Below are 25,884 nucleotides of genomic sequence, written 5' to 3' on the forward strand. Positions count from 1 at the left end.
GGAGTAGGCGCTGTTGAGCAGCACCCGGGAGTTGTTCTGGAACAGCGACGCGCCGCCGATCGCCGGCTTCACGTAGTCGTCCTGGCTCGGCCAGTAGGTCGTGCCGAAGTAGGTGAGCGACGTCTGGCTGGCGCCGATGTGGAAGTGCACCGGGAGCTTGAGCCCCGCGCAGACCTCCCAGAAGGGGTCCCAGGCGCGGTCGCCGAGGTCCGGCGAGCCGGAGTCCTGCGGGTCGGCGGTCATGTTGACCCCGCGGTAGCCCAGGGTGGCGCAGCGCTCGGCCTCGCGGACGCAGGCCTCGATGTCCCACGCAGGCATGATCGGCATCGGCAGCAGCCGGTTGCCCGACCCCTCCTGCACCTCCGCCAGGGCGTCGTTGTAGAGCTGGACGCAGAGCAGGAGAAGGGTGGAGTCGCTGACGTTCTTGCGCAGGTTCTGCCCGCCGATGCCGATGGCGTTCGGGTAGAGCACCTGCGTGTGGATGCCGAGCTCGTCCATCAGGCGCAGACGCTCCGCCGGGTCCCACGCCGCCGGGTGCACGTCGCGGATGCCCCACGATCCACCCTGGGACTCGCGGAACGGGTGCTTCTTCCCGTCATGGTCGATGGTGCCGCCCGACCCCGCCTTGCCGAACGTCTTGCCCTCGATCACCCACATGTCCATGCCGTCGATGTTCACGACATGAGGCACCCGGTCCTCGTAACCCTTCGGCGCCCGTTCCGTGAAAAGATCGTGACGCTCGGTCATGTGCGAGTCCGCGTCGACCACCCGCAGACCGTCAGCCAACCTGACCACTCTGGCCTCCTTGTATCGGTGGCACCGCGCCCGCCCGACAGAAACTAAGTACACGCTCACTCTAATCACCTGACGCCCGCGACGGCGACGTTTGCCGCGTGATGGCGACTTCCTCGGCCGCGCGGTCGGCCGCACGGGCGGCGCCGAGCGGGCTCCGCACCCGGCCGCGTCCGCGCCGGAACCCTCAGCGACCGTCGACTGACGCTTCGCCGGCGCCGTCGGCGAGGTTGCCGGCCAGGCGGCCAAGCAGGGTCCGCAGGGACGCGATCTCCTCGGGCGCGATACCGGCCCGCAGGCGAGCGTCGAAGGCCATCGCCGCGGCTGCCATCCGCTTGAACGCAGCCTCGCCATCCTCGGTGAGCTCGACGAGGTGAACCCGCCGGTTGTCCGGGTCGCGGCGGCGGGTGATCAGCCCGGTCACCTCCAGGGTGTTGAGGTGGTGCGTCAGCGTCGGCCCCTGGATTCCGACGGCCGCCGCGAGCTCCCGCTGGTTCCCCAGCTGCCGCGTCTTCAGCGAAACCATGATCAACCAGGTGGGCAGCGAGCCGCCCGCGGCCGCCAGCTCCCCGTCGAAGGCGCGACTGACCGCCCGCGCGGTGCTGGTCAGGAGCAGGCCGATGGGCGGGCTCTCGAACGGCGGCCGTGGCATGCGCCAAGCCTACCCAGAAACGATAGCCATCGAACAGATTGACATCTAATCGTTAGACGCCTAACGTTCCTCTCATGACGGATCTCGACCAGCGGCCCATCCCGCCAGGAGCCCCCGGCACGACGGCGACAGAGCCGACGGCGACAGAGCCGACGACGACAGAGCCGACGACGAACACGACGAAGGAGACCGCGATGACGAACGACCCGACGACCAACGAGCCCCTGCCGGGCGAGGCGGTCGCGGACGGGCCCGCGACAGGCGAGCCAGCGCCGGGCCCGCCCCAGCCAGAGCCCGCCGGAGCCGAGGACCTGCGCCGCCTCGGCGAGGGACGTTTCCTCAGCCTCACCACCTACCGCCGGGACGGGACTCCCGTCGCCACCCCGGTGTGGACGGTCGCCGACGGCCAGCGCCTGCTGGTGTGGACCAACGGGACGACCGCCAAGGTGAAGCGGCTGCGGCACACCGACCGCGTGCTGCTCGCCGGGTGCGACGCCCGCGGGAACGTCCAGGGCGCGTCCGTCCTCGGCACGGCCCGGGTCCTCCCCGACTCGGAGCTCGCTCTCGTGGAGCGGTCGATGAAGGCGAAGTACCGCGTCGGCTTTCCCCTCATGCGCGCCGCCGTCCGCGCCCGCGGCCTGGTTGGCCGAACCACCTCCGCGCCCCACGTCGGCATCGAGATCACCGTCGGCCCCTCGGCCGCCGGTCCGAGTCCGACAGCGGGAGCCTGACAGCGACGACCACCGACGGCCCGGACTGGCTCCCTTGGCGCGTAGGAGGTGGCGCGTAGGCGGCGGTGGCCACCTCGTCGCCGTCGGCGATTCCGCTCGTTGTGACCAGGCACGTCCTACGATCGGCCGTGTGATGTCGTCGCCCGGGGTTCCGGCCGGATCCGCGAAGCCGATCCGGGAGGTCGTGGTCGTCCCCGCCGCCAGCGCCGTGCTGCTGCGCGATCAGCCGACCGGGCCGGAGGTGCTGCTGCTGCGGCGCGGCCTCACCGCGTCCTTCGCGCCGGGAGCGTGGGTCTTCCCCGGCGGGCGGGTCGATCCCGGCGACCTCGGCGACCAGGCCGCCGACGAGCCGTCCGCCGAGCTGGCCGCGGCCCGCCGCGCCGCCGCGCGGGAGACCGCGGAGGAAGCCGGGCTGACGATCGACGGGGCCGGACTGACCCCGCTGGCGCGCTGGTGCCCGCCCGCCACGGCGCCACGCCGCTTCCTGACCTGGATCCTGCTCGGCCGCGTGCCCGACCAGGACGTCACGGTGGACGGCGCCGAGATCATCGACCATCGGTGGGTGCGCCCGGCGGACGCCCTGGCCGCGCGCGACCAGGGCGACCTCGAGCTGCTGCCGCCGACCTGGGTGACGCTGTGGAGCCTCGCCCGGCATCCCAGCGTCGCCGACGCCCTGGCCACCGCGGCGGCCACGCCGCCCGAGCTGTTCGAGACCCAGTTCGCCCAGGTACCCGGCGGTCTGCTCGCGATCTGGCACGGCGACGCCGACTACACGAACACCGAACACACGAACGGCGAGTACACGAACGGCGGGCAGGCCAGCACGGCTGCCCCGGCCCATGAGAGCGCCCGGCACCGCCTGTGGATGGTCGACACCGGCTGGCGCTACGAACGCACCATCTGAGCGCCAGCCGCTCGGCCCATGGCCGCCCCGGTCCGCGTCGCTGCCTGCCCGGTCGGCGACGCGGGGGCACGTGTCACATGCGGGGCGGCGGCGGTGCTCTACAGGTGTGGACATCGTAGTGCACGGTGGAAGCGCGCTGGCCCCTCCGGACGGGCGCGGCGCGGCGGCCACGCGAGCCGAGCGGGAGGGCGGCATGGCGTTGTCGACTCCGCCGAGGCGAGGGCCCGTCCGGGCCGACCTCGAACCGGTCTTCCGCGCCGCCTACCCCCGGGTCGTCGCCGTCGCCGCCCGTGTGCTCGGCTCTCGGGACGAGGCCGAGGACGTGGCGCAGGAGGTGTTCCTGACGTTCGGCCGCTCCTCGGTGCCGGCGGGCGAGGCACTGGGCTGGCTGTCGGTCGCCGCGGCGCACACCGCGCTGAACCACCTGCGCTCCGGCCGTCGCCGCGCCCGGCGCGAGGAGGCCGCCGGTGGCGGCGAGGCCGTCTGCCCCGACATCGCCGAGACGGTCGTGGTCCTCGACGAGCGGCGCCGCGTGCGGGCGGCGCTGGCCCGGCTGCCCCGCCGGCAGGCCGTCGCCCTCGTCCTGCGGCACAGCGGCCTGAGCTATGCCGAGGTCGCCGCCGCCCTTGGTCTTTCCCCCGGCAGCGTGGGCACCACGGTGCGACGCGCCGAGTCCGCCCTGCGCAAGGAGGTGAACCGTCATGCGTCATCCGGCTGACGGCACGCTGCGCCGGCTCGTCGACGACCCGGTCGGCGTCGGCGACGCCGACCGCGAGCATGTCGCGCGCTGCCCGGTCTGCCTGTCCGGTCTGGCGGCCGCGAGCCAGGACGCGGCGGCGACCGGCACGGCCCTGGACGTCGATCCCGACGTGGACCTGGACCTGGACGTGGACGCGGCGTGGCGCCGCCTGTCGCGCGCGGTCGCGGCGCGGGAGAGGCCGCGGGTGCCCGCGTCCGCCCCCGTTCCCCGCTGGCGCGCGGCGCTGCGCAGCCCGGTGGTCGCCGCCGTCGGCGTCCTCGCCCTGCTGGCCGGGGCAGGCGCCGCGGCCGCCGCGGACTGGGTGCAGGTCTTTCGGACCGAGCGGATCGCGCCGCTCGCGATCACTCAGGCCGATCTGGTCGCGCTGCCCGACCTGTCCGCCTACGGCACCGTCGAACAGGTCGCGGACGCCGACGTCCGCGAGGTGGCCGACGCGGCCGCGGCCGAGGAGGCGGCCGGGCTTCCCGCCCCGCGGGTGGGTGAGCTGCCCCGCGGCGTGACGGGAGAGCCGACTTTCCGGGTCGGCGACCAGCTGAGCATGGTGTTCACCTTCTCCGCCGAGAAGGCCGCGCGCGCCGCCGAGGCGGCCGGTGAGCCGCTGCCGCCGCCGCCCGCCGGGCTCGACGGCAGCCAGTTCCGGCTGGTCGCCGGCCCGGGGCTCGCCGCGGTCTGGGGAGCGTCGCGCGGCGTGCCGACCATGATCGCCGCCCGGGCGGTCGCGCCCACCGCCTACTCCTCGGGCGTCCCGTTCGAGACGGCCCGCGACTACCTGCTGTCCCTGCCAGGGCTGCCCGCCGACGTCGCGTCGGGGCTGCGGAGCTTCTCCGGCGACGGGACGACGCTGCCCCTGCCGGTGCCGGCCGAGGAGATGACGAGCTCGACCGCCGACGTGGGCGGCGCGCCGGCCACGGTGCTCACCTCGCGGGACGGCGCGATGGTGGCCGTGGTCTGGGTGGAGGACGGCGTCGTGACCGCGGTGGCCGGTTCGCTGAGCTCCGACGAGGCGCTGTCGGTGGCCCGCGGGCTGCGGCGGGGCCGGTGACCGCCGGTCCCACCGCCCGGCCGGGCGGCCTGGGCGTCGACGAGGCGCGGCGGCTCGCCGAGCTGCCGCCCTCGCCGGCGGTGTGGTGCTCGGGCCTGCGCAAGCGGTACGGGCGGCAGACCGCGGTCGACGGCGTGTCCTTCACCGTCGGCCGCGGCGAGATCGTTGGCCTCCTCGGGCCGAACGGAGCCGGCAAGACCAGCGTCATCAAGATCCTCCTCGGCCTGGTCCGGCCCGACGCCGGGGAGGTGCTGCTGCTCGGGCGGCCCGCGCGTGACCCGCGCTCCCGCGCCCGGGTCGGCTATCTGCCCGAGCTCTTCCGGTACCAGCCGTGGCTCACTCCGGGCGAGGTGCTGGCGCTGCACGTCCGGCTCGCGGGCGTGGCCGTGCCGGCCGAGGAACGGCGGGCGTGCCTGGCCACCGTCGGCCTCGCCGACCGGGCGGACGACCGGGTGGGCGGTTTCTCCAAGGGCATGCAGCAGCGGCTCGGGCTGGCCGTCGCGCTGGTGGCCCGCCCGGAGCTCGTCGTCCTCGACGAGCCGACGAGCGCCCTGGACCCGGTCGGCCGGGCCGACGTCCGGGACCTGCTGCTCGCGCTGCGGTCCCGCCAGGTCGCCGTCCTGCTCAACTCGCACCTCATCGGCGAGGTGGAGCGCGTCTGCGACCGGGTCGTCATCCTCGACAAGGGCCGGGTCGCGGCCGCCGGCAGCCTGCCCGAGCTGCTCGGCCGGCGCGAGCTGCGGCTGCGGCTCGGCGGGGTGAGCGCGGGAGCGGAACAACGGCTCGCCGCCGTCGGCCCGCTCACCCGCGACGGGGACTCCTTCACCGTCGCGCTGCCCGCCGAGGCCGACCCGACCACCGTGCCGGACCTGGTGGCCGACCTGGTCGCCCTCGGCGTCCGGGTGCACGCCGTCGAGCCCGGGCGGATCAGCCTCGAGGAACGGCTGCTGGGCATCCTGCGCGCCGGTCGGGAAGGTGACCGGTGACGACGGCCGCGCGGACCGTGCTCACTCTCGCGGCGCTGACCCTGAAGGAGGCCGCGCGCCGGCGCGTGCTGCGCGCGCTCGCCGCGCTGACGGTCGTGCTGCTGGCGCTCAGCGCCTGGGGGTTCTCCCGCATCGCCGCCGAGACCGACTCGCTCACCAGCGGAGAGGCCAAGCTGGTGGCCTCCCAGGTCCTCAACCTGGTGATGTTCGGCATGAGCCTGATCGCCGCGCTCGGCACGGCGTTCCTCGCGGGCCCCACCCTGGCCGGCGAGATCGAGTCGGGGATGGCGCTGTCGGTCCTGGCACGGCCGGTCCACCGCTCGGCGGTGCTGGTGGGCAAGTGGCTCGGGCTCGTGGCCTTCGGCAGCGGGTTCGTGGCCGTGGCCGGGCTCGCCCAGTTCCTCATCGTCCGAGCGACGGTGGGCTACTGGCCGCCGCAGCCGGTCGCGGGGCTCGCGCTGCTCGCGGCGCAGACGACGGTCCTGCTGACCCTGGGCCTGCTGCTGGCCACCGTCGTCTCGCCGATGGCCTCCGGCATCGTGTCGGTCGGTCTCTTCGGCGCCACCTGGATCGCGGGCGTGGTGAGCGGGATCGGCGAGGTCCTGCGCAACGAGTCCCTGGCCCGGGTCGGCACCGTCTCCCGGATGGTGCTCCCGACCGACGGGCTCTGGCGGGGCGCCATGCACTCCTTCCAGGACCCGACCGCCCTGGCCCAGTTCGGCGCCGAGATGGATGGCTTCCCGTTCCTGAGCCTGGCTCCGCTCACCCTGACCTACCTCGCCTGGACCGCCGTCTGGGTCGCCCTCATCCTCGCCCTCACCAGCGTTTCCTTCCTCCGCCGCGATCTGTGACCCGCCCGCCGGCGGGTTGAGCCGGCCGGGGCCGGAGGCCGCTGGCCGGTCCGGCGATCCGGTGGCCGGTGCCGCGCCGGCAATGGCGTGCCGGCCGGTTCGCCGGGTGGAGCGCGTCGCGGGTTTCGGACCGACGGGCCAGGCCGCCACCGGTCAGGCCGTCACCAGAGTTGAACACGTTCAACTCTGGGCCTAAGCTGGCCTGGAGTCCTTCGCCGACCCCTGGGAGACGCGCGTGCCCGGCGATGCAGCGAGTTCGGATGGCCCCCGCCCGGTGAGCGGGAAAGGTGCCGCGACGCGGGCGGTGATTCTCGAAACCGCGTTGGCGTCGTTCCGGGACCGCGGATACGACCGGACGACGATGCGGCAGGTCGCCGAGGCAGCCGGAGTCTCCCTCGGGAACGCCTACTACTACTTCGGCTCCAAGGAAGAGCTCGTCCAGGAGTTCTACGCCGCGATCCAGGTGGGGCATCGGCACCGGGCGGCCGACGCGCTGCGGTCGCGCGACCTCGTGGACCGGCTGCGCGGGGTGCTGCACGCCGGGATCGACGAGATGGCGCCGTACCACTCCTTCGCCGGCTCGTTCATCAAGGTGGCGATCTCGCCCGCGTCGGCGTCCAGCCCGTTCAGCCCCGAGTCGGCCGTCGCCCGGCAGGCCGCGATCGGCCTGTTCCGGGAGGTGCTCGCCGGGTCCGACGCCCGCCCCGGCGGCCCGCTCGCCCGGGACCTGCCCGAGCTGCTCTGGCTCGCCTATCTCGGCATCACCCTGTTCTGGGTCCACGACACCTCGCCGGACCAGGCGCGCACCCGGCGGCTGGTGGACACGGCCGCGCCGCTCGTCGGCCGTCTGGTCACGCTGAGCCGGCTGCCGGTGCTGCGCGCCGCCGCCGCCGACGTGCACACCCTGCTGACGGCCCTGCGGCCGCGCGACGCCCACCGATGACGACACCGAGCGGGAGCCGGGACCAATGAAGATCATCCTTCCTGGCGGTACCGGCCATCTGGGCCGGCTGCTCACCCGCGCGCTCGACGGGGCGGGGCACGAGGTGGTCGTCGTCAGCCGGCGCGCGGACGCGCGGGTGCCGGGGGCGCGCACCGTGCCCTGGGACGGGCGGACCGCGGGCGCCTGGACGGCCGAGGTCGACGGCGCCGACGCGGTGGTCAACCTGGCCGGGCGCAGTGTGAGCTGCCGGTACACCGAGCCCAACCTGCGGGAGATGATGGCCTCCCGGGTGGACTCGGCCGCCGCCGTGGGCGCGGCGATCGCCCAGGCCGCCAGGCCACCGCGGGTGTGGCTGCAGATGAGCACGGCCACGATCTACGCGCACAGTCACGACCGGCCCAACGACGAGGCGACGGGAGTCATCGGCGGCGGCGAGGACGGTGTGCCGGCCTACTGGGCCTACAGCGTCGACATCGCGCGCCAGTGGGAACGCGCGCAGACCGAGGCGCCGACCCCGGGCACCCGCAAGGTCGCGCTCCGGACGAGCATCGTGCTGGCTCCTGGCCGCGGCGGGGCGTTCGATCTGCTGTGGCGGCTGACCCGGTGTGGCCTCGGCGGTCCGGTCGCCGGCGGCCGGCAGTACATGTCCTGGATCCACGGCCGCGACTTCACGCGGGCCGTCGAGTTCCTGGTGGCACGCGACGACCTGGCGGGGCCGGTCAACCTGGCCTCCCCCAACCCGCTGCCGTTGCGCGCCTTCATGGCGGGCCTGCGCGAGGCCGCGGGTGTGCGGGTGGGGCTGCCGGCGACGAGGTGGATGGCCGAGCTCGGCGCGTTCGCGCTGCGCAGCGACACCGAGCTGCTGCTGAAGAGCCGTCGGGTCGTGCCAGGGCGGCTGCTTGGCGCGGGCTTCGCCTTCGACCTCCCCGACTGGCCCGCCGCCGCCCGCGACCTCGCGGCCCTCGTCCGCGCGGGCGAGGGCGCGTAGCGCCGGCCCGGCCATTTCCACCCTTCGTCGTTCCGCGCGAAGAGCATCCAATCCGCCAGGTCCATCAGATCTATGCGCATCTCTGGCGGGAAAGAATGTCACTCGCTGTTCCGGCCGTCCTGTTGGGCAAGGCCGAGTCCGGCGACGTCACCGCCACCGAGTTCGTCGACCGCGCGCGGCAGTCGCCGCCCTACGCATGGGGCGTCGTCAGCCAGGACGCCGCCGCGACGCGACGCGAACCGTGACGGGTACCCACTCCGGACTTTCCGGGACAAGGCGCGCGCGGGCCCCGGTCGGCGCGGGCCCGGCGACCTCAGTCACACCTGGTTATGGCGCACCGGGCATCGACCTACCCTCGCCGCTCGGCACGGTGGCAATACCACTACGCTCACGCACCATGCGGGACGGGACAAAGGCCTGTTGTGATAGTTGACCGGGGAAGGATAGCCGCAGCGTTACCCGGTTACACCCTGGGTGACGAAATCGGGTCCGGATCCTTCGGGCTGGTGGTGGCCGGATGGCACCGGCATCTGCAGCGCGACGTCGCGATCAAGGTAGTCGCGGCGGGCAGGCGCGGCAAGGGGCACGCCGGCCCCGCCATCACCGAGGGGCGGATCCTGGCGAGCCTGGACAACCCCCACATCGTCCGCGTCTACGATCACGTCGACTCGGACGATCTGCATCTGATCGTCATGGAGAGGCTCTCCGGAGGAACGCTCTCCGACAGGGTGCCGGAGCTCGGCCCCCGTGAAGCGTGCGCGGTGGGCCTGGCGGTGGCCGACGCGCTGTCCGCCGCCCATGCTCGCGGCGTCCTGCACCGTGACATCAAGCCCGACAACGTGTTGTTCGACCGCTCCGGGATGCCGAAGGTGGTCGACTTCGGGATCGCCAAGCTGATCCGCGGCTCGGCGGCGACAGCCAGCCGGGTGTTCGGCACGCCCATGTTCATGGCGCCCGAGCAGTTCGAGGCGGGCCGGCTCGGGCCCTACACCGACGTCTACGCGCTCGGAGCCGTGCTCTACCTCCTGATGGCCGGCCACGCGCCCCGCGAGTACCCGGGCGCCGAGCCGGCCGGTACCTCCGCCATCCCCTCGCCGCGCCAGTACCACGACCGGCGTCCTCCGGGCGATCGCCCGCACGCTCCCGTCGGCGTTCCCGACGCCGTGGCCGCGGTGATCCTGCGCGCGCTGGACCGGGAGGCAGCGCGGCGGACGCCGTCCGCGCGCTCCTTCGCGCTGGACCTCGCCGGCGCCGCCACCGGCGCCTACGGCCCCGGGTGGCTCGCCAGGACGGGCATCCCGGTCCGGCTCGCCGACGAGGTGCGGGCCGCGGCGGAACGGCCCGACGCCTTCGCGGGCATCGCGACGGCGCGGTTCATCACCGTCGCGGCGCGAGCCAGCACGGCCGTCCCGGCCGACGACCCGGCCGTCGGTCCCGACCGCGCGAAGCTCAACGGCGACGGAGATCCGGAGCCGGAGGAGAACCCGGCCGGCCCGACCGCCGGGTCCTCGGCCCACGAGGCGGCCCCGGCCGGCCCGGACGGCCTCCCGCCCCCCGCGGGCGGCCGCCAGGGCCGGCGCGGCGGGCTTCATCGCCGCCCGAACCCCCGGCCGGGCGCGCCCGCGCGCACCTGGTCGCGGCCCCGCTATCGGTATGTCGCGGCCGCGGTCGCGGTGCTCATCGCCGCGACGACGGGCTCAGCTCTCGCGCTGAGCGGTGGGGACCTGCCCGGGGCCGCCGGCCAGCTGCCCACGCCCAGCCCGCCGCCGGCGACCGGCGCCACCGTGGCGTCAGCCCCGCCGACCGCGTCGGCCGCGTCGGCCGCCCCACCGTCGCCGCCGTCGGCCGACGAGATCAGGCCGCGGCTGCTGGGCGCGCCGTTGCCCACCGGCACCGACTGGGCAACCAGCGCGATCTTCTCCCCCAGCTCCCCGATACTGATCACCGCCAACCGGGACGGAAGTCTGCGCCAGTGGAACATCGAGGATCCGGCCAGGCCACGCGCTCTGGACGAGCGATTGACGGTCAACGGGCTCGCCGGGGTGGCGTTGTCGCCGGACGGGCGGATCCTGGCCGCGAGCACGAGAGCCCGCGCATCCGATCTTCCCGACGTGGGCCCGCCCTCACTGCGGCTCTGGGACACCTCCGTCCCGGGCGTCCTTCGGCTGCTCGGCTCCGTGCCAGCCCACCTGGACACGGTGATATCGGTGGCCTTCCATCCCCGGCGCCACCTTCTGGCCACGAGCAGCTGGGACAAAACCGTACAGCTGTGGGACGTCAGCAACCCGCGCCTGCCGGTTCCGCTGGGCACGCCGCTCACCGGCCACACCCACTGGGTGTTCCCGGTGGCCTTCTCGGCGGACGGGAATCTGCTGGCCAGCGGCAGCATTGACGGCACCGTGCGGCTGTGGGACGTCAGCAACCCGCTCCTGCCACGGCCGGTGGGCAGGCCGCTCGCCGGTCACAGCGCCGGCGCGTACTCGCTCGCCTTCGCGCCGAACGGGCGCGTCCTGGCCAGCGGCGCGACCGACGGCACGATAAGGCTGTGGGACGTGTCCGACCCGGCCAACGTCCGCCCGCTCGGCGCTCCGATCACCGAGCACTACGACCGGGTCTGGAACCTGGCCTTCTCGCCAGGGGGCGACGTCCTCGCCAGCGCGAGCGCCGACCTCACTGCCCGGCTGTGGGACGTGCACGACCCGGCCAACCCTCGCCGGATCGGCGAGCCGCTAAGCCACCCCGACATCGTGATGGCGGTGTCCTTCAGCGCGGATGGCCGCCATCTCGCCACCGCCAGCTGGGATCACATGGTGCGGCTGTGGTCACTGGCCTGACGGCCACGCATCCGCCGGCGTCGGCGCCGAGCATGCCACCAAGCCGCCGCTTGACCTGAAGTGGACGTGAGGAAGCAGCCTGAGCTCATGACAGAGCTGAGGCAGACGACGACGGCGGCGCAGCCCGATGACGCGGCTCGGGCGGCGGATCTGGCGGCGATCAGGGACGTCGTGGCCACCGTCGAGCACACGCAGCAGCACGAACTCGTCGACGAGTTCCTCGAGCTCTTCCGGGCCGACGCGATCTGGACGACGGGGCACGGCCGGCGGCTGTTCGGCCGGGACGAGATCTCCGCGTTCGCCCGGCAGGTGCTCCCCGGCGCGATGGCGAACCTGCGCGGCTGGTACGAGGTGGTCCACGTGCTCTTCATCCGGCCGGACGTGGCGGCGGTGAAGGTACGGCAGCGCTACACGAGGCCGGACGGGGAGCCGATCGAGGGCGAGAGCGAGGGCAGCCCGCTGTACGTCATGGCGAAGGAGGACGGGCACTGGCGGCTGGTCGCCTGCCAGAACACGGGGGTCATCGACGAGTAGGCCGTCACGGCCGGCGGCTCCCGACCCCTCCTCGGGCGGGAGGAGGGACCGGGCGAGGCGCCGCGGCGGGCCAGGGCGGGCCTTGGTGAGGGTCCTTCGATCCGATCGTGGGCGCGAGGTCCCTCGGTCAGCCCGGTTCGATGATCATGTCGCGCCATCGGCCGATCTGGTCGTGCGTCGCGCCGTTGGCGACGAGGAATCCGGCCACGCCGCCCGGGGCGGCATCCACGATCTCGAGGACGGCGGCGATCGCCCGGGGGTCGACGGCGGGCGCGGCCCGGGGAAGCTGGCCCGAGGTGGCCCGCTCCCGCAGGTGCCGGTATTCCTCCCGACGGGCCAGCGCCTCCCGGATGAGCTGGATCCGCTGTTCCGTGGCCTGGTAGTCCGCGACGATCGCGTCGCGGTCGACGCCGGCGACCGCGAGCAGCACCGCCACGGTGACGCCCGTGCGGTCCTTGCCCGCCGCGCAGTGCACCAGCGCCGGGGTGCGTGGCCCGGACACGAGGAACTCCAGGACGCGAGCCAGCCCGGGACCGGCCGACTCGAGCATGCGCGCGTACAGCTTGGCGTAGTCGTAGCCGGCCGCCTTCTCGCGCATCACGGCGGGGTCGGTGAGGCCGGTGAGGTCCAGCAGCGGCTCGTGGAGCCAGGTGATGCCAAGGCGCGGGAACCACTCGGCTTCCCGAGGATTCTCGAAGGGCGCGCGTAGATCGACCACGCCACGCAGTCCGACGTCCTCACGCAGCAGTTCGATGTCCTCGGGAGTGAGGTTGTCGAGGCTGTCACCGCGGAGCAGCACCCGAGGCCGGACGGTGCCCCCGGCGGCGGGTAGCCCGCCGAGGTCCCGCACGTTGTGAGCCCCGGCGAGCTCGATCCAACGAGGTATGTGGTGGGCGGTAGTCACCCTGAGACCGTAAAGCCGATCGGTGAAGCGCGGGTGAACATGCATCCGTCGTCCCGCGGCCCACGAGAGTAGCAGGCTCGAGCCGAACCACCAAACGTCACCAGATCGGCGTTCTCGGTGACAGCAAGGTGCGACAAGAACCGCCTGACGGCTACCCGACAGCCGGCGGACGGTCCCACGGCAAAGTGGGTGAATCGGCCCCAATATGCTGACCGCGGTGCACGGGCACCCGTGTGGCCGAACCGTGGTTCGGCGGCGCGCGGAGCCCGCGGAGCCAGACAGATCGTGTGCCGGCCCCGGACCGCCTCCAGCGCCATCCGCGACGAGAAGGGTGCTGGGCGACTTGTACGGCGGGCCCCAACCCGGACGACGGAGGACTGGATGACCATGGCGGCGGAGCACGGCACGGACGAGCGCCCGCTCAGCCTGATGGATCTGGCGCTCCTGAGGTACCAGGAAAGCAACCACGCCACGCCAATCGCCCTCGGCTATCTCCTGCGGGTCACCGGGGAATGCGATCTCGACGCCGTGCGGGCCGCCGCGGCCGACCGGCTGCGCCGGTTCCCGGCGCTCACCGAGCGGCTGGCCTATCCGCGGGGCGCGTCAGGCCAGCCGGTCTGGGCTCGGCGACCCGACGTCGACGTGTCCGCGCACATCCGGGAGCACCTGCTGCCGGCGGGCGCCGGGGAGGCCGGCCTCGCCGCCTTCGTCGAGCGGCAGTACCGGGTCCCGGTCCCGCTGGACGCCCCGCCGTGGCAGGTATGGCTGCTGCGGGAGCCCGGCTCACGCGAGACCACGGTCCTGTTCCGCGCCAGCCACGTCTGGCTGGACGGAGGCGCGCTGCACCGGGCGCTGGACCTGCTGTTCGGCGTGGGTGGCGACGCCGGAGCCGCGCGGTCGCAGTGGCGGCGCGATGGGCGGTCCACGCCGCTGGCGGTGGCGTCGGCTGTCCTGAACTCGCTCACCTGGGCGGCGCGGTCCAGCGGTCTGCCCGCGCTGGCCCGGCCGCTCTCGGGTGAGGTGCGCCTGCGCTGGGCGACGACCAGCACCGACCGGCTGCGCGTCCTGGGCCGCGCCTACGGCACCAGCGTCAACGATGTCTTCCTGGTGGCACTGTCCGAGGCGGTCGACGCGTGGACCGAGCCGGCGGACCGCCGCCAGGCGCCACGGGCCCTGATGGCGATGAGCTCCCGCCGGCCGGATGAGCAGGACATTCTCAGCAACTTCATGGTCGGCGCCCGCATCAGGCTGCCCTGTGGTCTGGATGCGCCTCAGCGTCGGTTCGAGGTGATCCGAGGCCAGACCGCCCGGCTCCGCACCGGCCCTCGGTCGGGCGCCGGCGAGCGCTGGTGCTTCGAGAAGGTGCCAGCCCGCTTCCGGCCGGCCGCGGTGGCGATGGGCATACGCCCCCTGCGGGCCGCGGTGTCGACGTCCAACCTCGGCGTCTTCGCCGCGCCGATGGAGGTCGCCGGCCACCCGGTCACCACCGCTATTCCGGTGCCGGTCCGGCTGCCGGGGCAGCGGGCGTTCCTCGTCCTGGGAAGCCTCGCGCCCACGGACAGCCAGCCCCGGACGACGTCTCTCGGTGTCGTGACGGACCGCAACGTCCCGAACGGCGGGTCGCTGCCCGACCTGTGGCTGGCCGCGCTCGACCGCCTCGAGCGGGCGGCCGGCCTGCCCGCCTTTCCCGCCGACGCCCCGCCCGCCCCCAAGCCGGCCGCCGTCTTCTGAGCCCCCCGGCTCCTGAGCTCCGCGGCCTTCCGAATGTCGTCCGCCATCGGCGACGCGGGACCGTAGCCGCGGCGCCGGTCCGTGGAAATGCCACCGGCTGGTCGTGAAAGCCTGCGCCGCGGCCACGGTGGTGGCCCGGCACTGGTGGCGGCGGTGGCCCGGCGTTCCGCCTGATGGGGGGCGTGGGCGGAACGCCGGGCCATCCCTCTTTGGTGCGCACTACTCCTTACGAAGGCGAGCCTCCCCCACGCTCGGCTCGCCTGTCATCGAATTTCAGTCGCAGACCCAGACGGACCTCTCGGGAACCCAACGCCGATGCCCGTTCTCCCACACCCAGTGGCCACTTACATGACGCCAGTAACAGTGGACCGCGGCGTTGGTGACATCACTCGGAGGTGGTGAGGCCACAGCGGGAGCCGCGGACAGAACCGAGCCCAGCGCCGCGGCCACGACCAGCAGGGGATATTTCCGACTCATTCGGGGTGCCATGTCCGCTCCCTCCGGCGCATTGCGCCGTCTCATCGAGGAAGTTCCGGCCGGATTGCAGGGCGGGGATACCCTCCGTCACCGGGAGGCAACCATATCCGGGACTTTCGCGGATCATGCGGGATCGCCGGTCCCGACGGTCTGCCAGGGATATGCGGCGCGGAGCCCGCCCGAAACAGCGACGGGTGGACCCAGGACGCCGGTGCCCGCCAGTCCGACGGTCGTGCAGCACACCACCGCCCGACCGCGCGACAACCCGACGACAATCTGTGTTCGGGTCGGGAACAGCCTGCCGGCAAGGCATGTTGCCGGTGAGCATGACCATTGCGGGACCTATCGGTATCGCCGGCCTGAACCTCGACGCGACGGCCGAGCCGGCCGAGGAGATAGACGCGGCCGCGAGGCTGGAAGAACTGGGATATCAGACGCTCTGGCTGCCAGGCAGCCTGCCTCCGATCGACACGATCATCCGCGGCACGACGACGCTGCGGGTCGCCAGCGGAATCATCTCCGTGGACCGGGTGCCGGCCACTGAGGTCGCGGCGACCTACGCCGCGCTGGAGGCCGACTATCCCGGCCGATTCGTCGTCGGCCTCGGCGGGGCGCACGGGCCGAAGCCGTTGCCGACACTCAACGCCTACCTGGACGCGTTGGACACCGCCACGCCGGTGGTACCCGCGTCGGAGCGCGTTCTCGCCGCGCTCGGCCCGCGGATGCTCGGCCTGTCCCGCGAACGGGCGGGCGGCGCCTACCCCTATCTGGTCACCCCGGACTACGTGGCCGACGCGCGCAAACTGCTCGGCGACGGGCCGGCGCTCGCGGTGCTGGTACCGGTCATTCCCTTCTCGGATCCCGATGCCGCCCGAGAGATCGCTCGCGCCTCGCTGGGCTTCTTCACCACGGTTCCTGGCTATCGCCGCAATTTCGGGCGCATGGGTTTCGACGAGGCGGACATCACCGGGCTCAGCGACACCTTCGTGGACGGCGTCACGATATGGGGCGATCTGGAGGCGATCGTGACCCGGATCGCCGAGTATCGCGCGGCCGGAGCCGACCAGGTGGTGCTTGGCCTTCGTCTGCCCCAGGCCGACGCGTCCAGCCAGGCGGCCACCTGGCAGGCACGCCTCGCGGAGGCCCTGTTTCGCTGAGCCGATCAGCCGTAAGGGGCCAGCTCACCGACCGAAACACGGTCGTCGAGCCCGACGCGGGTCGGCGCCCGGGTCGGCCACGCCGGCACCGCCGAAGCCCGGCGGGGCGGGGTCTCGGCCCGCTCCCGGCGCCAGGGGCGAAGTGGCTGCCCGTCCACGCGCCGGGAGCACGGTCCGGCCTCGCGCCCGCCCGGCGGCGCCGCGGGCGTCGTTTCCGCGGGCGTCATCCTTCGGGGCGTCATTCCCTCGACCGTTTCGGGGCTCCGGGTTACTGCTCCAGGCGGTGGCCGCACCAGCGGTTGCGGGTGGCGTCGTCGGTGCCGGCCGGGTTCGGGACGACCTCGTAGCCGGTGCCGTCCTGGTTGACCTGCATGAAGCTGTAGCAGAGGCCGATCTGGCCGACGTCCTTGGTCATGTCGACGGGTCCGGGCAGCAGGCCGCCGGCGTCGTACTGACTGGCGCGCAGGGTGTCGACGAACCCGGCGCGGGTGGGGCACTCACCGGCCTTGTCCAGGCCGTAGAGGAACAGGTCGGTGAGGATGTAGGTGACGAGGGCGAGCTCCTGGTCGGGTGGCTGGAGCTCGGGCGCGTAGGTGCTCACGGCCTTCAGGTATTTCTGGTGCGCCGGGCCGCCGCCGATCTCGAACGGGACGTAGTTGACGGCGGCGGTCAGCCCGCGCAGCGTCCTGCCGTACTCGTTGAGCAGCGACTTGTCGTACCCGCTGGGCGTGATGATCACCTTCACGGGCGCCCCGGCCTCCCGGATGCCGCGGACGACCTCGGCCAGGTCCTTGCCCGCGAAGGCGGCGCTCACCACGTCGACCCGGGCGGCGCGCAGCTGCTGGCCTAGCTGGACCGGATCGGTGATGGCCGGGTTGTAGACGAAGCTGCCGGGCGCGATCGGGATGCCCGCCGCCAGCAGGCTCGCGCTGATCTTCGACCCGATGCCATTCCCGGTCTCGGTGACGTCGTTCTGGATCACGGCGGCCCGGGTGCCGCCCTGGGCCTTCGCGTAGTCGCCGAACGTGGAGACCGACGGCCCGTCGCTGAACACGTACGAGTAGGCGAACATGTTGCGGTTCGCCGGGTCGGTCCACAACGGCTCCGCGGGCATCCCGGTCACCGGGATGTTGCGCTCGACCAGGTAGTCGAGCCCGCCGGCGGCGGCGATCGACGCCTCGACGAGGCCGAAGACGTCCTCGTTCTCGACGAGGTCGCGGACCACCGCGCGGTTCTGGTCGGCGGTGCTGGCGTCGTCGCGCCAGGCGTAGACCACCCTGCGGCCGTGGATCCCACCATCGGCGTTCGCCTGCTCGACCCGCGCGATGAAGCCGCTCATCGCGACGGACAGCGACTCGGCGCCCGCCCCGCTGTCGGGGTAGACGAAACCGAGCCGGACCTCGTCCGCGCCGATCCCCGGGGTGTCGCAGCCGTCGGCGGGGCTGGCGTCCGGGGCGTCGCCGGACCCGCCGCCGCAGCCCGCGGCCAGCGCCGTGACCAGGACGGCGACCAGGGCCACGCGCCGCCGCCCAAACCTCGGCGCGGTCTCGCGGACGGCCTCCCGCGGATACGGGGACGGTTGGTTTCGACGTGGCCGTCGCCGCGGGCGACGGGCTGGCCCGACGCCGCCCGAGAAGTCGCTTGGCGCACTGATCATCCCGTCGCCCCGGGCCGGAGCCAGGGGCTCTCGCGCGCCGAACGAGGCGCTCGAGGAAGGGCTGCCGACGCCATGCTGGCTAGCCAAGAAGGCCTCCATACAATATCCATTGGGAATTGGTCGGGGCCCTGGGGCGCGCCGCGAGACAAAATTGGGCCGAGTCGGGCTGGCGCCGGTGACACGCATTCACCGGCCAGCCTTCGCCCAGCCAGTCGGCGAGCTCGCATTCAGGGCCTCGTTCTGGTCGGGCGTGAGAATCATCACGCCCGACCAGCCGGCGCGCGGCCTCGGCGGCAAGGCCACCAGGTCCGGCGGTAACGATGGCAGAACCCTGCCAACTCCATCCGGTCCCCCGTCACTGGTGGAATACCGTTCACCGCCGGATCCATCCGGGCGGTGTACGGACGGTGCCATCGAGAAACCGCGGCCAAACGGCCGGGTCGATCTTTGATCAATGGCGCGGTCAAGGTCGACGTCGATCTTGACCTTCGTGAGCCATAATAGGGCCGGCATAAGTGACGGCAGCCGACGGGCCCTCCACGGCCGTGCCGCCTTTCCGCGGCGTCGGCCGCGGCGCGGGAACTCCGTCGGCGGCTTCCGGCCCGAAGGTCCGACACACGCATAGCCGGCACCCGGCGGTCACGCGCCAGGGCGGCGGCAAGGGCCTCGAAGGCCGTCGAGGAATCCCGACGGCCATCGGCTCCGGTCACTGCCACCGGACCGTCGGGCCTCGGGAGGAAACGGCGACCGGAGCAAGAATCGGGTCAACCGAGGCGGCGGCCCATCGGCCCGTCGCGTTTCGACGAGCGCGGGTCGCGTTCGGAAGGGCGACGGCGACCGGCACGGGCGCGGCCTCGCGGAGGCCCTGCCGCGCCGAGCCAACCGGTAATGCCGATCAGTGGTTCGGTCGGCGCCCGGCGCCCTGGCGAAGAGGCCTCGCCTGAGCGCCGGGAGCACGGTGAACCGGGCGGCCGCGCGCCGTGGCCGCGGACCGCCGGTCCCCTCAGTCGTCTTCCCTCGGGTTGCCGCCGTTTCCGCTGGCTACTGCTCCAGGCGGTGGCCGCACCAGCGGTTGCGGCTGGCGTCGTCGGTGCCGGCCGGGTTCTGGGCGACCTGGTAGCCGGTGCCGTCGTCGTTGACCTGCATGAAGGTGTAGCAGGTGGCGATCTGGCCGACATCCTTGGTCATGTCGACCGGGCCGGGCAGCAGGCCGCCGGCGTCGTACTGGCTGGCGCGCAGGGTGTCGATGAAGCCGGCGCGGGTGGGGCAGGGGCCGGCCTTGTCCAGGCCGTAGAGGAACAGGTCGGTGAGGATGTAGGAGACCAGGGCGAGCTCCTGGTCGGGCGGCTGGAGCTCCGGCGCGTAGACGTTCATGGCCTCCAGGTACTTCTGGTGGGCCGGGTTGCCGATCTCGAACGGGACGTAGTTGACGGCGGCGGTCAGCCCGCTGAGCGTCCTGCCGTACTCGTTGACCATCGCCTTGTCGTATCCGCTCGGCGCCAGGATGACCTTCACCGGCGCGCCGGCCTCGCGGATGCCGCGGACGACCTCGGCCAGGTCCTTGCCGGAGAAGACGGCGGTCACCACGTCGACCCGGGCCGCGCGCAGTTGCTGGCCCAGCTGCGCCGGGCTCGTGATGACCGGGTTGTAGATGAAGTTGCCCGGCGCGATTGGGATACCCGCCGCCTCGAAACTGGCGCTGATCTTTCCCCCGATGCCGTCCGCGGCGGTCGTGACGTCGCTGTGGATCACGGCGGCCCGGGTGCCACCCATCGCCTTCGCGTAGTCGCCGAACGTCGAGACCGAAGGTCCGTCGCTGTACACGTAGGCGTAGGCGAACATGTTGCGGTACTTCGGGTCGGTCCAGAACGGCTCCGCCGGCATCCCGGTCACCGGGATGTCGCGCTCGACCAGGTAGTCGAGCCCGCCGCTGGCGGCGATGGACGTCTCGACCAGCCCGAAGACGTCCTGCTCCTCGACCAGTTGGCGGACGACCTCGCGGTTCTGGTCGATCTCGCTGGCGTCGTCGCGCCAGGTGTAGACGATCTTGCGGCCGTGAATCCCTCCTTCGGCGTTCGCCTGCTCGATCCGCGCGACGAAGCCGCTCATGGCGGGGGCCAGCGACTCGTTGCCCGCGCCGACGTCGGGATAGACGAAACCCAGCCGGACCTCGTCGGCGCCGATTCCCGGCGTGTCGCAGCCGTCGGCCGGGCTCGCGTCCGGGCCGTCGCCCGAACCGCCGCCACAGCCCGCGGCCAGCGCCGTGACCAGGACGGCCGCCAGGGCCGTACGCCGCGGCGCGCCGGGCCGGTCTCTCGGCCTGGGCTCGAGCACGGCGCCCCGCGACCGCGAGGACGGGGGGTGCCGGCGTAACCGTCGCCGTGGGCGGCGCATGGTCCCGTCTTCGCTCCAGGAGTCGCTCGGCGCACCCAGCGTCCTGTCGCCGCGATCCGGGGCCAGGGGCCCTCGCGTGCCGGATGAGGAGTGCGGGGAAGGGCCGTCGACGCCCTGCTGGCTAGCCAAGGAGGCCTCCATATCACCATTCGTTGGGAACAGTCGGGATCCAACACGCGCCCCGAGACAGGATCGGGATCAGGTGGGCCGGCGCCGGTGAACGGTCACCGGGCGCCCTCGCGGGCTCGCGACCAGGCGGCATTACCGATCTTGAAACGGTGGGTCCAGCAAAAGTTGAGGTCGATCTTGACATTCGCGGGCCATAGTAGAGCGGGCGGCCGGCCTGGCCGCCGACGGACCCTCGGCTGGGCCGTTCTCGCGCCGCGCCGCACCGACCGCGCCACGGAGCGGCACCCGCCGGCCTCCGACCAGGGGCTGTCCCGCGCCAGGCCCACGGCTCACCGCCGCCAGCCGGCCCCGACGGCCACGGCACCTCCGACGACCATCGGAGGGGCCTGGCGCCAACCGGTTCCGGCCGCCGCCATCGGATCATCGGGCCTCACGCGGAGGCGACGGCCGGAGCGAGAACCAGGTCAGCCAAGGCCAGAGCTAACGGCCCGTCGCGTTTCGACGCGCGCGGGTCGCGTTCGGAATGGCGACGGCGACCAGCGCGAGCGCGGCCCACGGCAGCCACCCGGCGCCGACGCGCTCGAGTATGACTCCGCCGGTCACCGAGCCGCCGGCGATGCCGAGGTTGAACACGGTCGCCTGGACCGAGGTGGCGACATCGGCCTGGTCGGGGCCGTGGGCGGCGGCGACCACGGCGGCCTGCAGCAGCGTCGGCGCCCCGCCGTACGCCACACCCCACACGACGACCGAGACGAGCAGCACCGCCGTCACCCGCCCGCACAGCCCGAGGGCGAGCATCGCGCCCGCGACGAGGCCGAGCGCGGCCAGCAGCGTCGTCCGTAGGTACCGGTCCACCAGCAGGCCGGCGAACCAGACCCCGGCGACGGTCGCGCCGCCGAACATGAGCAGCACCACGCCGGCGTCGCCGGATCGGGACCGCTCGGCGAACGGCACGATGTAGGTGTACATCGCCTGGTGGCCCAGCAGCAGGAACAGGGTCACGGCGAGCACCGGACGCAGACCCGGCGCACGGACGATCCGCCGCGGCGAGAGACGCGCCGCGGCCGGCTCACCGGGGAAGTCCGGGACGCGCAGCAGCACCCAGGCCACCGCGACCAGCGCCAGGGCGGCCAGCGCGGCGAAACCGGCCCGCCAGCCGAGAGCGGTGGCCAGCGCCGCGCCAGCCGGGACGCCCGCGGCGAACGCGACCATGATCCCGGCGAGGACGACGGCGATCGCCCGGCCCTGGCGTTCGGCCGGAACCATCCTGGCGGCGTAGCCGGCGAGCATCGCCCAGCACACCCCACCCGCCGCGCCGGCCAGCAGCCGAGCCGCGAACGTCAGCGGATAACTGTCGGACAGCGCGGTGACCGCGTTGCAGAACCCGAAACAGGTGAGCGCGCCAACCAGCACCGGACGGCGGCGGCATCGCCGCAGGAGCGCGGTAAGCGGCACGGCCGCGAGGCACGACGCGGCCGCGTAGCCACTGACCAGGAAGCCAACGCTGCCCCGGGAAACGGCTAGGTCGTCGCTCATCGGGAGAATCAACCCCGCCGGAAGTAGTTCGGTCATGACGGCGGTGAAGGCCGTGGTTGTGAGCGCCAGCAACGCGAACCAGGGAAGCCCCGCCGGCCGCGCCGATTCCGCCGGTCGGCGCGCCGACTCCCGTGCCGCCGACGAGGCTGCCCTCGCCGGAGACGCTGCCCTTGCCGGAGACGTGCCGCCGGCCGGAGACACCGTGGCTACCGGGAACGGCTTACGCGCCTGAAACCTGGGCATGCGACGATGCTCAAAGGTTCACATTGATGTGAGGGCAACTGTGTCCCTCGTCACCCGAATCCGGGCCTGAGGCGGTGAGGACGCATGAAAATCGGCGAGTTGGCGCGACGCACCGGCGTCCCCGCCCGGATGCTTCGCTACTACGAGGAGCAGGGCCTGCTGAGCCCAAACCGGGCCGACAACGGGTACCGTGCCTATCCCGACTCGGCGGTCGACCGCGTCCGCCAGATCCGCGGTTTGTTGGACTGCGGCCTCACGACCGAGATCATCCGTGTCATTCTGCCGTGCCTGGACGGACCCGATCACATCTACCTGCTACCGGAAAACCTGAGCCCGCAGACCGCTGAACTGCTTCGTCGCGAGGTCGAGCGCATTCAACAGCGGATCGACTGTCTTACCCGCAACCGCGACGCGGTCCTCGCCTACCTCGCCGCCGCGCAGTCGGGCGTCGCCCCGTGCGCCGGGAACCATCACTGACGGCCCGGCACGCTCGAAGCGCGTCACACTCGAAGGCGGCTCCCGGACCGGTCGCGCGGCCCGCTCGGACCCACCAGCCCGCGCCCTTCGACCGCGGGCAGAGGCCACGGTGCGGGCCCGGGGGAAGGCCGTGGTGAAGGCCCGGGGAAGAAGAGCGCGGCCGGCGGGCTGGCCGGTCAGTCCGCCGCGTCGGGCCGGGGCACAACGGCCACCGTCCCCAGCCCGACCTCCATGGCCAGCGAGAGCCAGAAGATCCAGTCAGTGCGGGGACGGTCGACGGCCAACGAGCCCAGCCGGGTCGCGGCCGCGCCCAGCCAGGCCGCGCCCACCGCGGTGCGCGCGGCCGGAGCGCGGCTGACGAGCGCCCACCCACCGAGCGCGGCGTAGGTACCGCCCAGGCCGGCCCTCGTCTCGGCACGGCCGCGGCCGGTCGTCGCCGACAGGTCGAGCGCGGTGGCCACCCTGACCGGCATGACGACCCCGGCCAGCCCCGACACCATCAGCGCCGCGCTACTGAGCCGGCCCGCGTCCATGGCCGAACGCTAGCACGCGCCCGGCCCTTCAGCGATCATGATCGAGCGACCGGCGACCGCTCAGCGGGCGTCGCCGCGCCGCTGCTCCAGGTAGAACCTCGCGGCCTCGCGGACGGCCTCCGGCGTCGGGGACGGATCCCAACCGAGCTCCCGCGTCGCCTTGCCGTGGTCGAGCGGCGGCATGAAGTGCATGAGCCGCACGCTGACGCTGGTCATCGGCATGTCGCGGCGCAGCACCCTTCCAGCCACGTCGCAGACCCGGCCGAACACCTTCAGCACGGGGAGCGGGACGCCGACGCGCGGCGGCTTGGCGCCGCCCGCCGCGGCCGCGGTGGTTATCAGTTCCTTCCAGGTCATGTAACGCTCGCTGATGATGTACCGCTCGCCGACGCGTCCCTTCGCCGCGGCGAGCAGGAAGGCGTGGGCGGCGTCCTTGATGCCGACCACCTCCATCGCCGAGCCGCCACCGAAGTAGACCGGCATCTTGCCGACGGCGGCGTCGGACACCAGGCGGCCGTGCGGCGAGCCGTAGTCGGGCGCTCCGTAGGTCGTCGACACGCACATGACGACCGCCTGGAGCCCACGCTCGCGGACGTACTCCAGGACCAGGTCCTCCGCGGCGACCCGCGCCTGGATGTAGGGACCGCCCAGGTGCTTCCAGGTGTGCGGGTCGTCCTCGTCGGCGGGGCCGCCATCGGGTGACAGCCCGATCGTGCCCACCGTGCTGCAGAAGACGAAGCGCCGCACCTTCGTCTCGACCGCGGCGTCCAGCGCGTGGCGCAGCCCCTCGACGTTCGTCGCGAACAGCGGCGCCGGGTCACGCAGCCAGGCCCGGGCGTCGACGACGCAGTAGTACACCGTGTCAACGCCGCGCATCGCCGCGCGCATCGCCTCGTCGTCGGTCAGGTCGCCGTGGTGGCGCTGCACGGGCAGGTCGTCGAAGGCCCGCGTCGAGCTGGTGTGCCGAATCCACACCCGGACGTCGTCGCCGCGCTCCACCAGCTGCCGCGTGACGTGCGAACCGAGGTAACCGCTCGCTCCCATGACCAGCTGCGTGTCGACCAAGACCTGACCGCCTTCTCCATCTGCTCGGGCCCGACTGCCGCGTCGGCACGTTCGGCTCGCCTCGTCCCGGCGACGAGGCGGCGGCGCTCCGGGGCCGGAGCCAGCCACCCTCCAGGACCGCCGGGACGAGCACGCGCAAACCGTACATATCACGCGCCAGCGGCCGCCGGGCCAGGGCGGTCTTCGCCGCCCTGGCCGCGGGCCCGCTACCGATCGGGATACGCGCTCATTCGGTGCGCAGCGCGGTCGCGGTGCGGGTGCCGGCCGCCCACGTCGCGGGCAGCAGGGCGCCGACCACGGCGATGACCAGGCCGCCGAGGGCGAGCGGGACGAGATCGGCCGGCCCGTACACCGCGAGATAGGCATGCGGCATCCGGGTGAGGACGGCGTCGCCCATCATCGGGACGACGGCGTGGTGCAGCAGGACGCCGAGCGGGACGCCGACCAGCCCGGCGACGGCCCCGATCCCGGCGGCCGACGTCACCACCATGGCGATGGTCTGCCGTGGCGTCATGCCGAGCGCCTTGTAGACACCGAGGTCGTGCACCCGTTCCCGGGTGTCGAGCACGACCGTGTTGAGCACACCGAGCACGGCGACCGCGACGATCAGCAGGGTGAGCGTGGCGATCAGCGACGTCATCGCGAGGATCACGGAGGACTCGCCGCCGATGTTCTCGGCCGCGTGCCCGCCCAGCGGCTGTACCGCCTCGTCGAGCGCCTGGACATAGCCCGCCAGGTCGGTCCCGGCGGCGAGGTCGACGCCGAACTCGCTGAACGTCAGGTCGAGCTCGAGCGCGGCCAGGGACGACGCCACGGTCACCAGTGCCGGGCCCTCGTCCACGTCGAACATCTCGCCGACGATCCGCACGGTCGCCGAGTGCCCGGAGTCGACGAGCGTGACGGTGTCGCCGATCCGCGCGCCCGCGGTACGCAGGAAGAGGGTGTCGACGACGGCCTCGCCGGGCGCGTCGGCCCAGGTCCCGGCCACCAGCCGGCGGGCCGCCGCCGCCGGGTCGCCGACGAGGGCCGTGACGTCGGCCGTCCCGACCAGCCCACGCGCCGCGAGCTCGGTCCTGGCGGCGCCGAAGTACCGGTCCGTCCCGGCCTGCGCGGTGATCGCCGCGATGATGGCGGCCGGATCCGCCGGGCCGGACACCGAGGGGTCCTCGGCCGCCGGGCCCGGCACCGCCGGCGCCGGCCCCACGGTCACCTCGCCGTGCTCGCCCGCCGGGCCATGGGAGTAGACGACGACCGCCGCCGGGGACTCGGTGCTGTTCTCGGTCTGGATGAGGGCGAGCGTCGTCCCCAGCCCGACGGCGAAGGTGACCCCGAGCGCGCCGAGGCTGACGGCGGCCCCCGTCACCGCGGCCCGCGCCGGGCGGGCGAACGGGCCCACGAGCCCGAGGCTGACCGGCCGGGGCAGCGGCAGCCGACCGGCGAGGCGCCGCGCGAGCCGGCCCCGCCCGGCGCGGGGCGCGGGGGCGCCCCCGGGGGGGGGCGCCCCCCCCCACCCCCCCCCCCCCCCCGGCGGCCCCCCCCCCCCGCCCCCCCCCCCCCCCCCCCC

General features: G+C 73.4%; 23 protein-coding genes. 14 read left to right on the forward strand and 9 right to left on the reverse strand.

Annotation, left to right across the window (positions count from 1 at the left end; all coding sequences use genetic code 11):
* The coding region (locus I6A81_RS12810; RefSeq protein ID WP_203010187.1) for an amidohydrolase family protein at positions 1-795 on the reverse strand (795 nt) is incomplete at its 3' end.
* Between the two features lie 184 nt (positions 796-979).
* On the reverse strand, positions 980-1,444 hold the full coding sequence (locus I6A81_RS12815; RefSeq protein WP_203001754.1) for a MarR family winged helix-turn-helix transcriptional regulator: 465 nt from the start codon (positions 1,442-1,444) through the stop codon (positions 980-982).
* Between the two features lie 74 nt (positions 1,445-1,518).
* On the opposite strand from I6A81_RS12815, the gene I6A81_RS12820 reads away from it, so the two are divergent.
* The 11 genes from I6A81_RS12820 to I6A81_RS12870 all read left to right on the forward strand — a co-directional run bounded on the left by I6A81_RS12820 (position 1,519) and on the right by I6A81_RS12870 (position 12,017).
* A complete protein-coding gene (locus I6A81_RS12820) occupies positions 1,519-2,175 on the forward strand; it encodes a PPOX class F420-dependent oxidoreductase (RefSeq protein WP_203001755.1) in 657 nt (218 codons plus the stop codon).
* A 133-nt stretch (positions 2,176-2,308) separates the two neighbouring features.
* Positions 2,309-3,079: an NUDIX hydrolase gene (locus I6A81_RS12825; protein WP_203001762.1), complete on the forward strand. Its 771-nt coding sequence runs from the start codon at positions 2,309-2,311 to the stop codon at positions 3,077-3,079.
* A 193-nt stretch (positions 3,080-3,272) separates the two neighbouring features.
* The gene (locus tag I6A81_RS12830; protein ID WP_203001756.1) at positions 3,273-3,797 is read left to right on the forward strand and encodes a sigma-70 family RNA polymerase sigma factor; all 525 of its coding nucleotides are present in this window, start codon (positions 3,273-3,275) and stop codon (positions 3,795-3,797) included.
* Entirely contained in the window at positions 3,781-4,881 is a 1,101-nt protein-coding gene (locus I6A81_RS12835) for a hypothetical protein (protein WP_203001757.1), read from the forward strand. The genes I6A81_RS12830 and I6A81_RS12835 overlap by 17 nt, the downstream gene beginning before the upstream one ends.
* Positions 4,878-5,867 (forward strand): ABC transporter ATP-binding protein, encoded by a 990-nt coding sequence (locus I6A81_RS12840; protein ID WP_203001758.1) that lies wholly within the window; start codon positions 4,878-4,880, stop codon positions 5,865-5,867. Before I6A81_RS12835 ends, I6A81_RS12840 begins: the two co-directional genes overlap by 4 nt.
* Positions 5,864-6,718 (forward strand): ABC transporter permease, encoded by an 855-nt coding sequence (locus tag I6A81_RS12845; RefSeq protein ID WP_307874632.1) that lies wholly within the window; start codon positions 5,864-5,866, stop codon positions 6,716-6,718. Before I6A81_RS12840 ends, I6A81_RS12845 begins: the two co-directional genes overlap by 4 nt.
* Before the next feature lie 304 nt (positions 6,719-7,022).
* The gene (locus I6A81_RS12850; RefSeq protein ID WP_307874633.1) at positions 7,023-7,661 is read left to right on the forward strand and encodes a TetR/AcrR family transcriptional regulator; all 639 of its coding nucleotides are present in this window, start codon (positions 7,023-7,025) and stop codon (positions 7,659-7,661) included.
* 25 nt (positions 7,662-7,686) lie between these two features.
* Entirely contained in the window at positions 7,687-8,649 is a 963-nt protein-coding gene (locus I6A81_RS12855; RefSeq protein WP_203001760.1) for an epimerase, read from the forward strand.
* A 95-nt stretch (positions 8,650-8,744) separates the two neighbouring features.
* Positions 8,745-8,894: a hypothetical protein gene (locus tag I6A81_RS12860; protein WP_203001764.1), complete on the forward strand. Its 150-nt coding sequence runs from the start codon at positions 8,745-8,747 to the stop codon at positions 8,892-8,894.
* Between the two features lie 84 nt (positions 8,895-8,978).
* Positions 8,979-11,483 (forward strand): protein kinase domain-containing protein, encoded by a 2,505-nt coding sequence (locus I6A81_RS12865; RefSeq protein ID WP_407661294.1) that lies wholly within the window; start codon positions 8,979-8,981, stop codon positions 11,481-11,483.
* An 87-nt stretch (positions 11,484-11,570) separates the two neighbouring features.
* Positions 11,571-12,017 carry an SgcJ/EcaC family oxidoreductase gene (locus tag I6A81_RS12870; RefSeq protein ID WP_203000527.1) on the forward strand — a complete coding sequence of 149 codons (447 nt, stop codon included), beginning with the start codon at positions 11,571-11,573 and terminating at the stop codon, positions 12,015-12,017.
* A gap of 127 nt (positions 12,018-12,144) precedes the next feature.
* On the opposite strand, the gene I6A81_RS12875 is transcribed toward I6A81_RS12870, so the two are convergent.
* On the reverse strand, positions 12,145-12,921 hold the full coding sequence (locus I6A81_RS12875) for a tyrosine-protein phosphatase (RefSeq protein WP_203000528.1): 777 nt from the start codon (positions 12,919-12,921) through the stop codon (positions 12,145-12,147).
* A 381-nt stretch (positions 12,922-13,302) separates the two neighbouring features.
* Here I6A81_RS12875 and I6A81_RS12880 point away from each other — a divergent pair, with 381 nt between their 5' ends.
* Positions 13,303-14,652 carry a wax ester/triacylglycerol synthase domain-containing protein gene (locus I6A81_RS12880; RefSeq protein ID WP_238428390.1) on the forward strand — a complete coding sequence of 450 codons (1,350 nt, stop codon included), beginning with the start codon at positions 13,303-13,305 and terminating at the stop codon, positions 14,650-14,652.
* Positions 14,653-15,455: 803 nt separating this feature from the next.
* Positions 15,456-16,286, forward strand: a complete 831-nt coding sequence (locus tag I6A81_RS12885) for a TIGR03620 family F420-dependent LLM class oxidoreductase (RefSeq protein ID WP_203000540.1) — start codon at positions 15,456-15,458, stop codon at positions 16,284-16,286.
* A gap of 268 nt (positions 16,287-16,554) precedes the next feature.
* On the opposite strand, the gene I6A81_RS12890 is transcribed toward I6A81_RS12885, so the two are convergent.
* The 3 genes from I6A81_RS12890 to I6A81_RS12900 form a co-directional block, all read right to left on the reverse strand.
* On the reverse strand, positions 16,555-17,805 hold the full coding sequence (locus I6A81_RS12890; RefSeq protein ID WP_307874634.1) for an ABC transporter substrate-binding protein: 1,251 nt from the start codon (positions 17,803-17,805) through the stop codon (positions 16,555-16,557).
* Positions 17,806-18,984: 1,179 nt separating this feature from the next.
* Positions 18,985-20,277 carry an ABC transporter substrate-binding protein gene (locus I6A81_RS12895; protein WP_307874635.1) on the reverse strand — a complete coding sequence of 431 codons (1,293 nt, stop codon included), beginning with the start codon at positions 20,275-20,277 and terminating at the stop codon, positions 18,985-18,987.
* 669 nt (positions 20,278-20,946) lie between these two features.
* The gene (locus tag I6A81_RS12900) at positions 20,947-22,245 is read right to left on the reverse strand and encodes an MFS transporter (RefSeq protein ID WP_203007307.1); all 1,299 of its coding nucleotides are present in this window, start codon (positions 22,243-22,245) and stop codon (positions 20,947-20,949) included.
* A gap of 84 nt (positions 22,246-22,329) precedes the next feature.
* Here I6A81_RS12900 and I6A81_RS12905 point away from each other — a divergent pair, with 84 nt between their 5' ends.
* Positions 22,330-22,722 (forward strand): MerR family transcriptional regulator, encoded by a 393-nt coding sequence (locus I6A81_RS12905; RefSeq protein ID WP_203007306.1) that lies wholly within the window; start codon positions 22,330-22,332, stop codon positions 22,720-22,722.
* Positions 22,723-22,898: 176 nt separating this feature from the next.
* On the opposite strand, the gene I6A81_RS12910 is transcribed toward I6A81_RS12905, so the two are convergent.
* From I6A81_RS12910 to I6A81_RS45530, 3 genes are all read right to left on the reverse strand, one after another.
* Complete coding sequence (locus tag I6A81_RS12910; protein WP_203007305.1) at positions 22,899-23,255, reverse strand: hypothetical protein; 357 nt, start codon at positions 23,253-23,255, stop codon at positions 22,899-22,901.
* A gap of 60 nt (positions 23,256-23,315) precedes the next feature.
* Positions 23,316-24,320, reverse strand: a complete 1,005-nt coding sequence (locus I6A81_RS12915; RefSeq protein WP_203007304.1) for an NAD-dependent epimerase/dehydratase family protein — start codon at positions 24,318-24,320, stop codon at positions 23,316-23,318.
* A gap of 226 nt (positions 24,321-24,546) precedes the next feature.
* Positions 24,547-25,716 carry an ABC transporter permease gene (locus I6A81_RS45530; RefSeq protein ID WP_307874636.1) on the reverse strand — a complete coding sequence of 390 codons (1,170 nt, stop codon included), beginning with the start codon at positions 25,714-25,716 and terminating at the stop codon, positions 24,547-24,549.
* Positions 25,717-25,884: the final 168 nt, after the last annotated feature.

Source organism: Frankia nepalensis, from assembly GCF_016786325.1.
GTDB lineage: Bacteria > Actinomycetota > Actinomycetes > Frankiales > Frankiaceae > Pseudofrankia > Pseudofrankia nepalensis.

Excerpts from the sequence above, each read along its gene's own strand:
- I6A81_RS12815 (WP_203001754.1), bottom strand. The coding sequence starts at position 1,444 with ATGCCACGGCCGCCGTTCGAGAGCCCGCCCATCGGCCTGCTCCTGACC.
- I6A81_RS12820 (WP_203001755.1), top strand. The coding sequence starts at position 1,519 with ATGACGGATCTCGACCAGCGGCCCATCCCGCCAGGAGCCCCCGGCACG.
- I6A81_RS12825 (WP_203001762.1), top strand. The coding sequence starts at position 2,309 with ATGTCGTCGCCCGGGGTTCCGGCCGGATCCGCGAAGCCGATCCGGGAG.
- I6A81_RS12830 (WP_203001756.1), top strand. The coding sequence starts at position 3,273 with ATGGCGTTGTCGACTCCGCCGAGGCGAGGGCCCGTCCGGGCCGACCTC.
- I6A81_RS12835 (WP_203001757.1), top strand. The coding sequence starts at position 3,781 with ATGCGTCATCCGGCTGACGGCACGCTGCGCCGGCTCGTCGACGACCCG.
- I6A81_RS12855 (WP_203001760.1), top strand. The coding sequence starts at position 7,687 with ATGAAGATCATCCTTCCTGGCGGTACCGGCCATCTGGGCCGGCTGCTC.
- I6A81_RS12860 (WP_203001764.1), top strand. The coding sequence starts at position 8,745 with ATGTCACTCGCTGTTCCGGCCGTCCTGTTGGGCAAGGCCGAGTCCGGC.
- I6A81_RS12865 (WP_407661294.1), top strand. The coding sequence starts at position 8,979 with ATGGCGCACCGGGCATCGACCTACCCTCGCCGCTCGGCACGGTGGCAA.
- I6A81_RS12870 (WP_203000527.1), top strand. The coding sequence starts at position 11,571 with ATGACAGAGCTGAGGCAGACGACGACGGCGGCGCAGCCCGATGACGCG.
- I6A81_RS12880 (WP_238428390.1), top strand. The coding sequence starts at position 13,303 with ATGACCATGGCGGCGGAGCACGGCACGGACGAGCGCCCGCTCAGCCTG.
- I6A81_RS12885 (WP_203000540.1), top strand. The coding sequence starts at position 15,456 with ATGACCATTGCGGGACCTATCGGTATCGCCGGCCTGAACCTCGACGCG.
- I6A81_RS12900 (WP_203007307.1), bottom strand. The coding sequence starts at position 22,245 with ATGCCCAGGTTTCAGGCGCGTAAGCCGTTCCCGGTAGCCACGGTGTCT.
- I6A81_RS12905 (WP_203007306.1), top strand. The coding sequence starts at position 22,330 with ATGAAAATCGGCGAGTTGGCGCGACGCACCGGCGTCCCCGCCCGGATG.
- I6A81_RS12910 (WP_203007305.1), bottom strand. The coding sequence starts at position 23,255 with ATGGACGCGGGCCGGCTCAGTAGCGCGGCGCTGATGGTGTCGGGGCTG.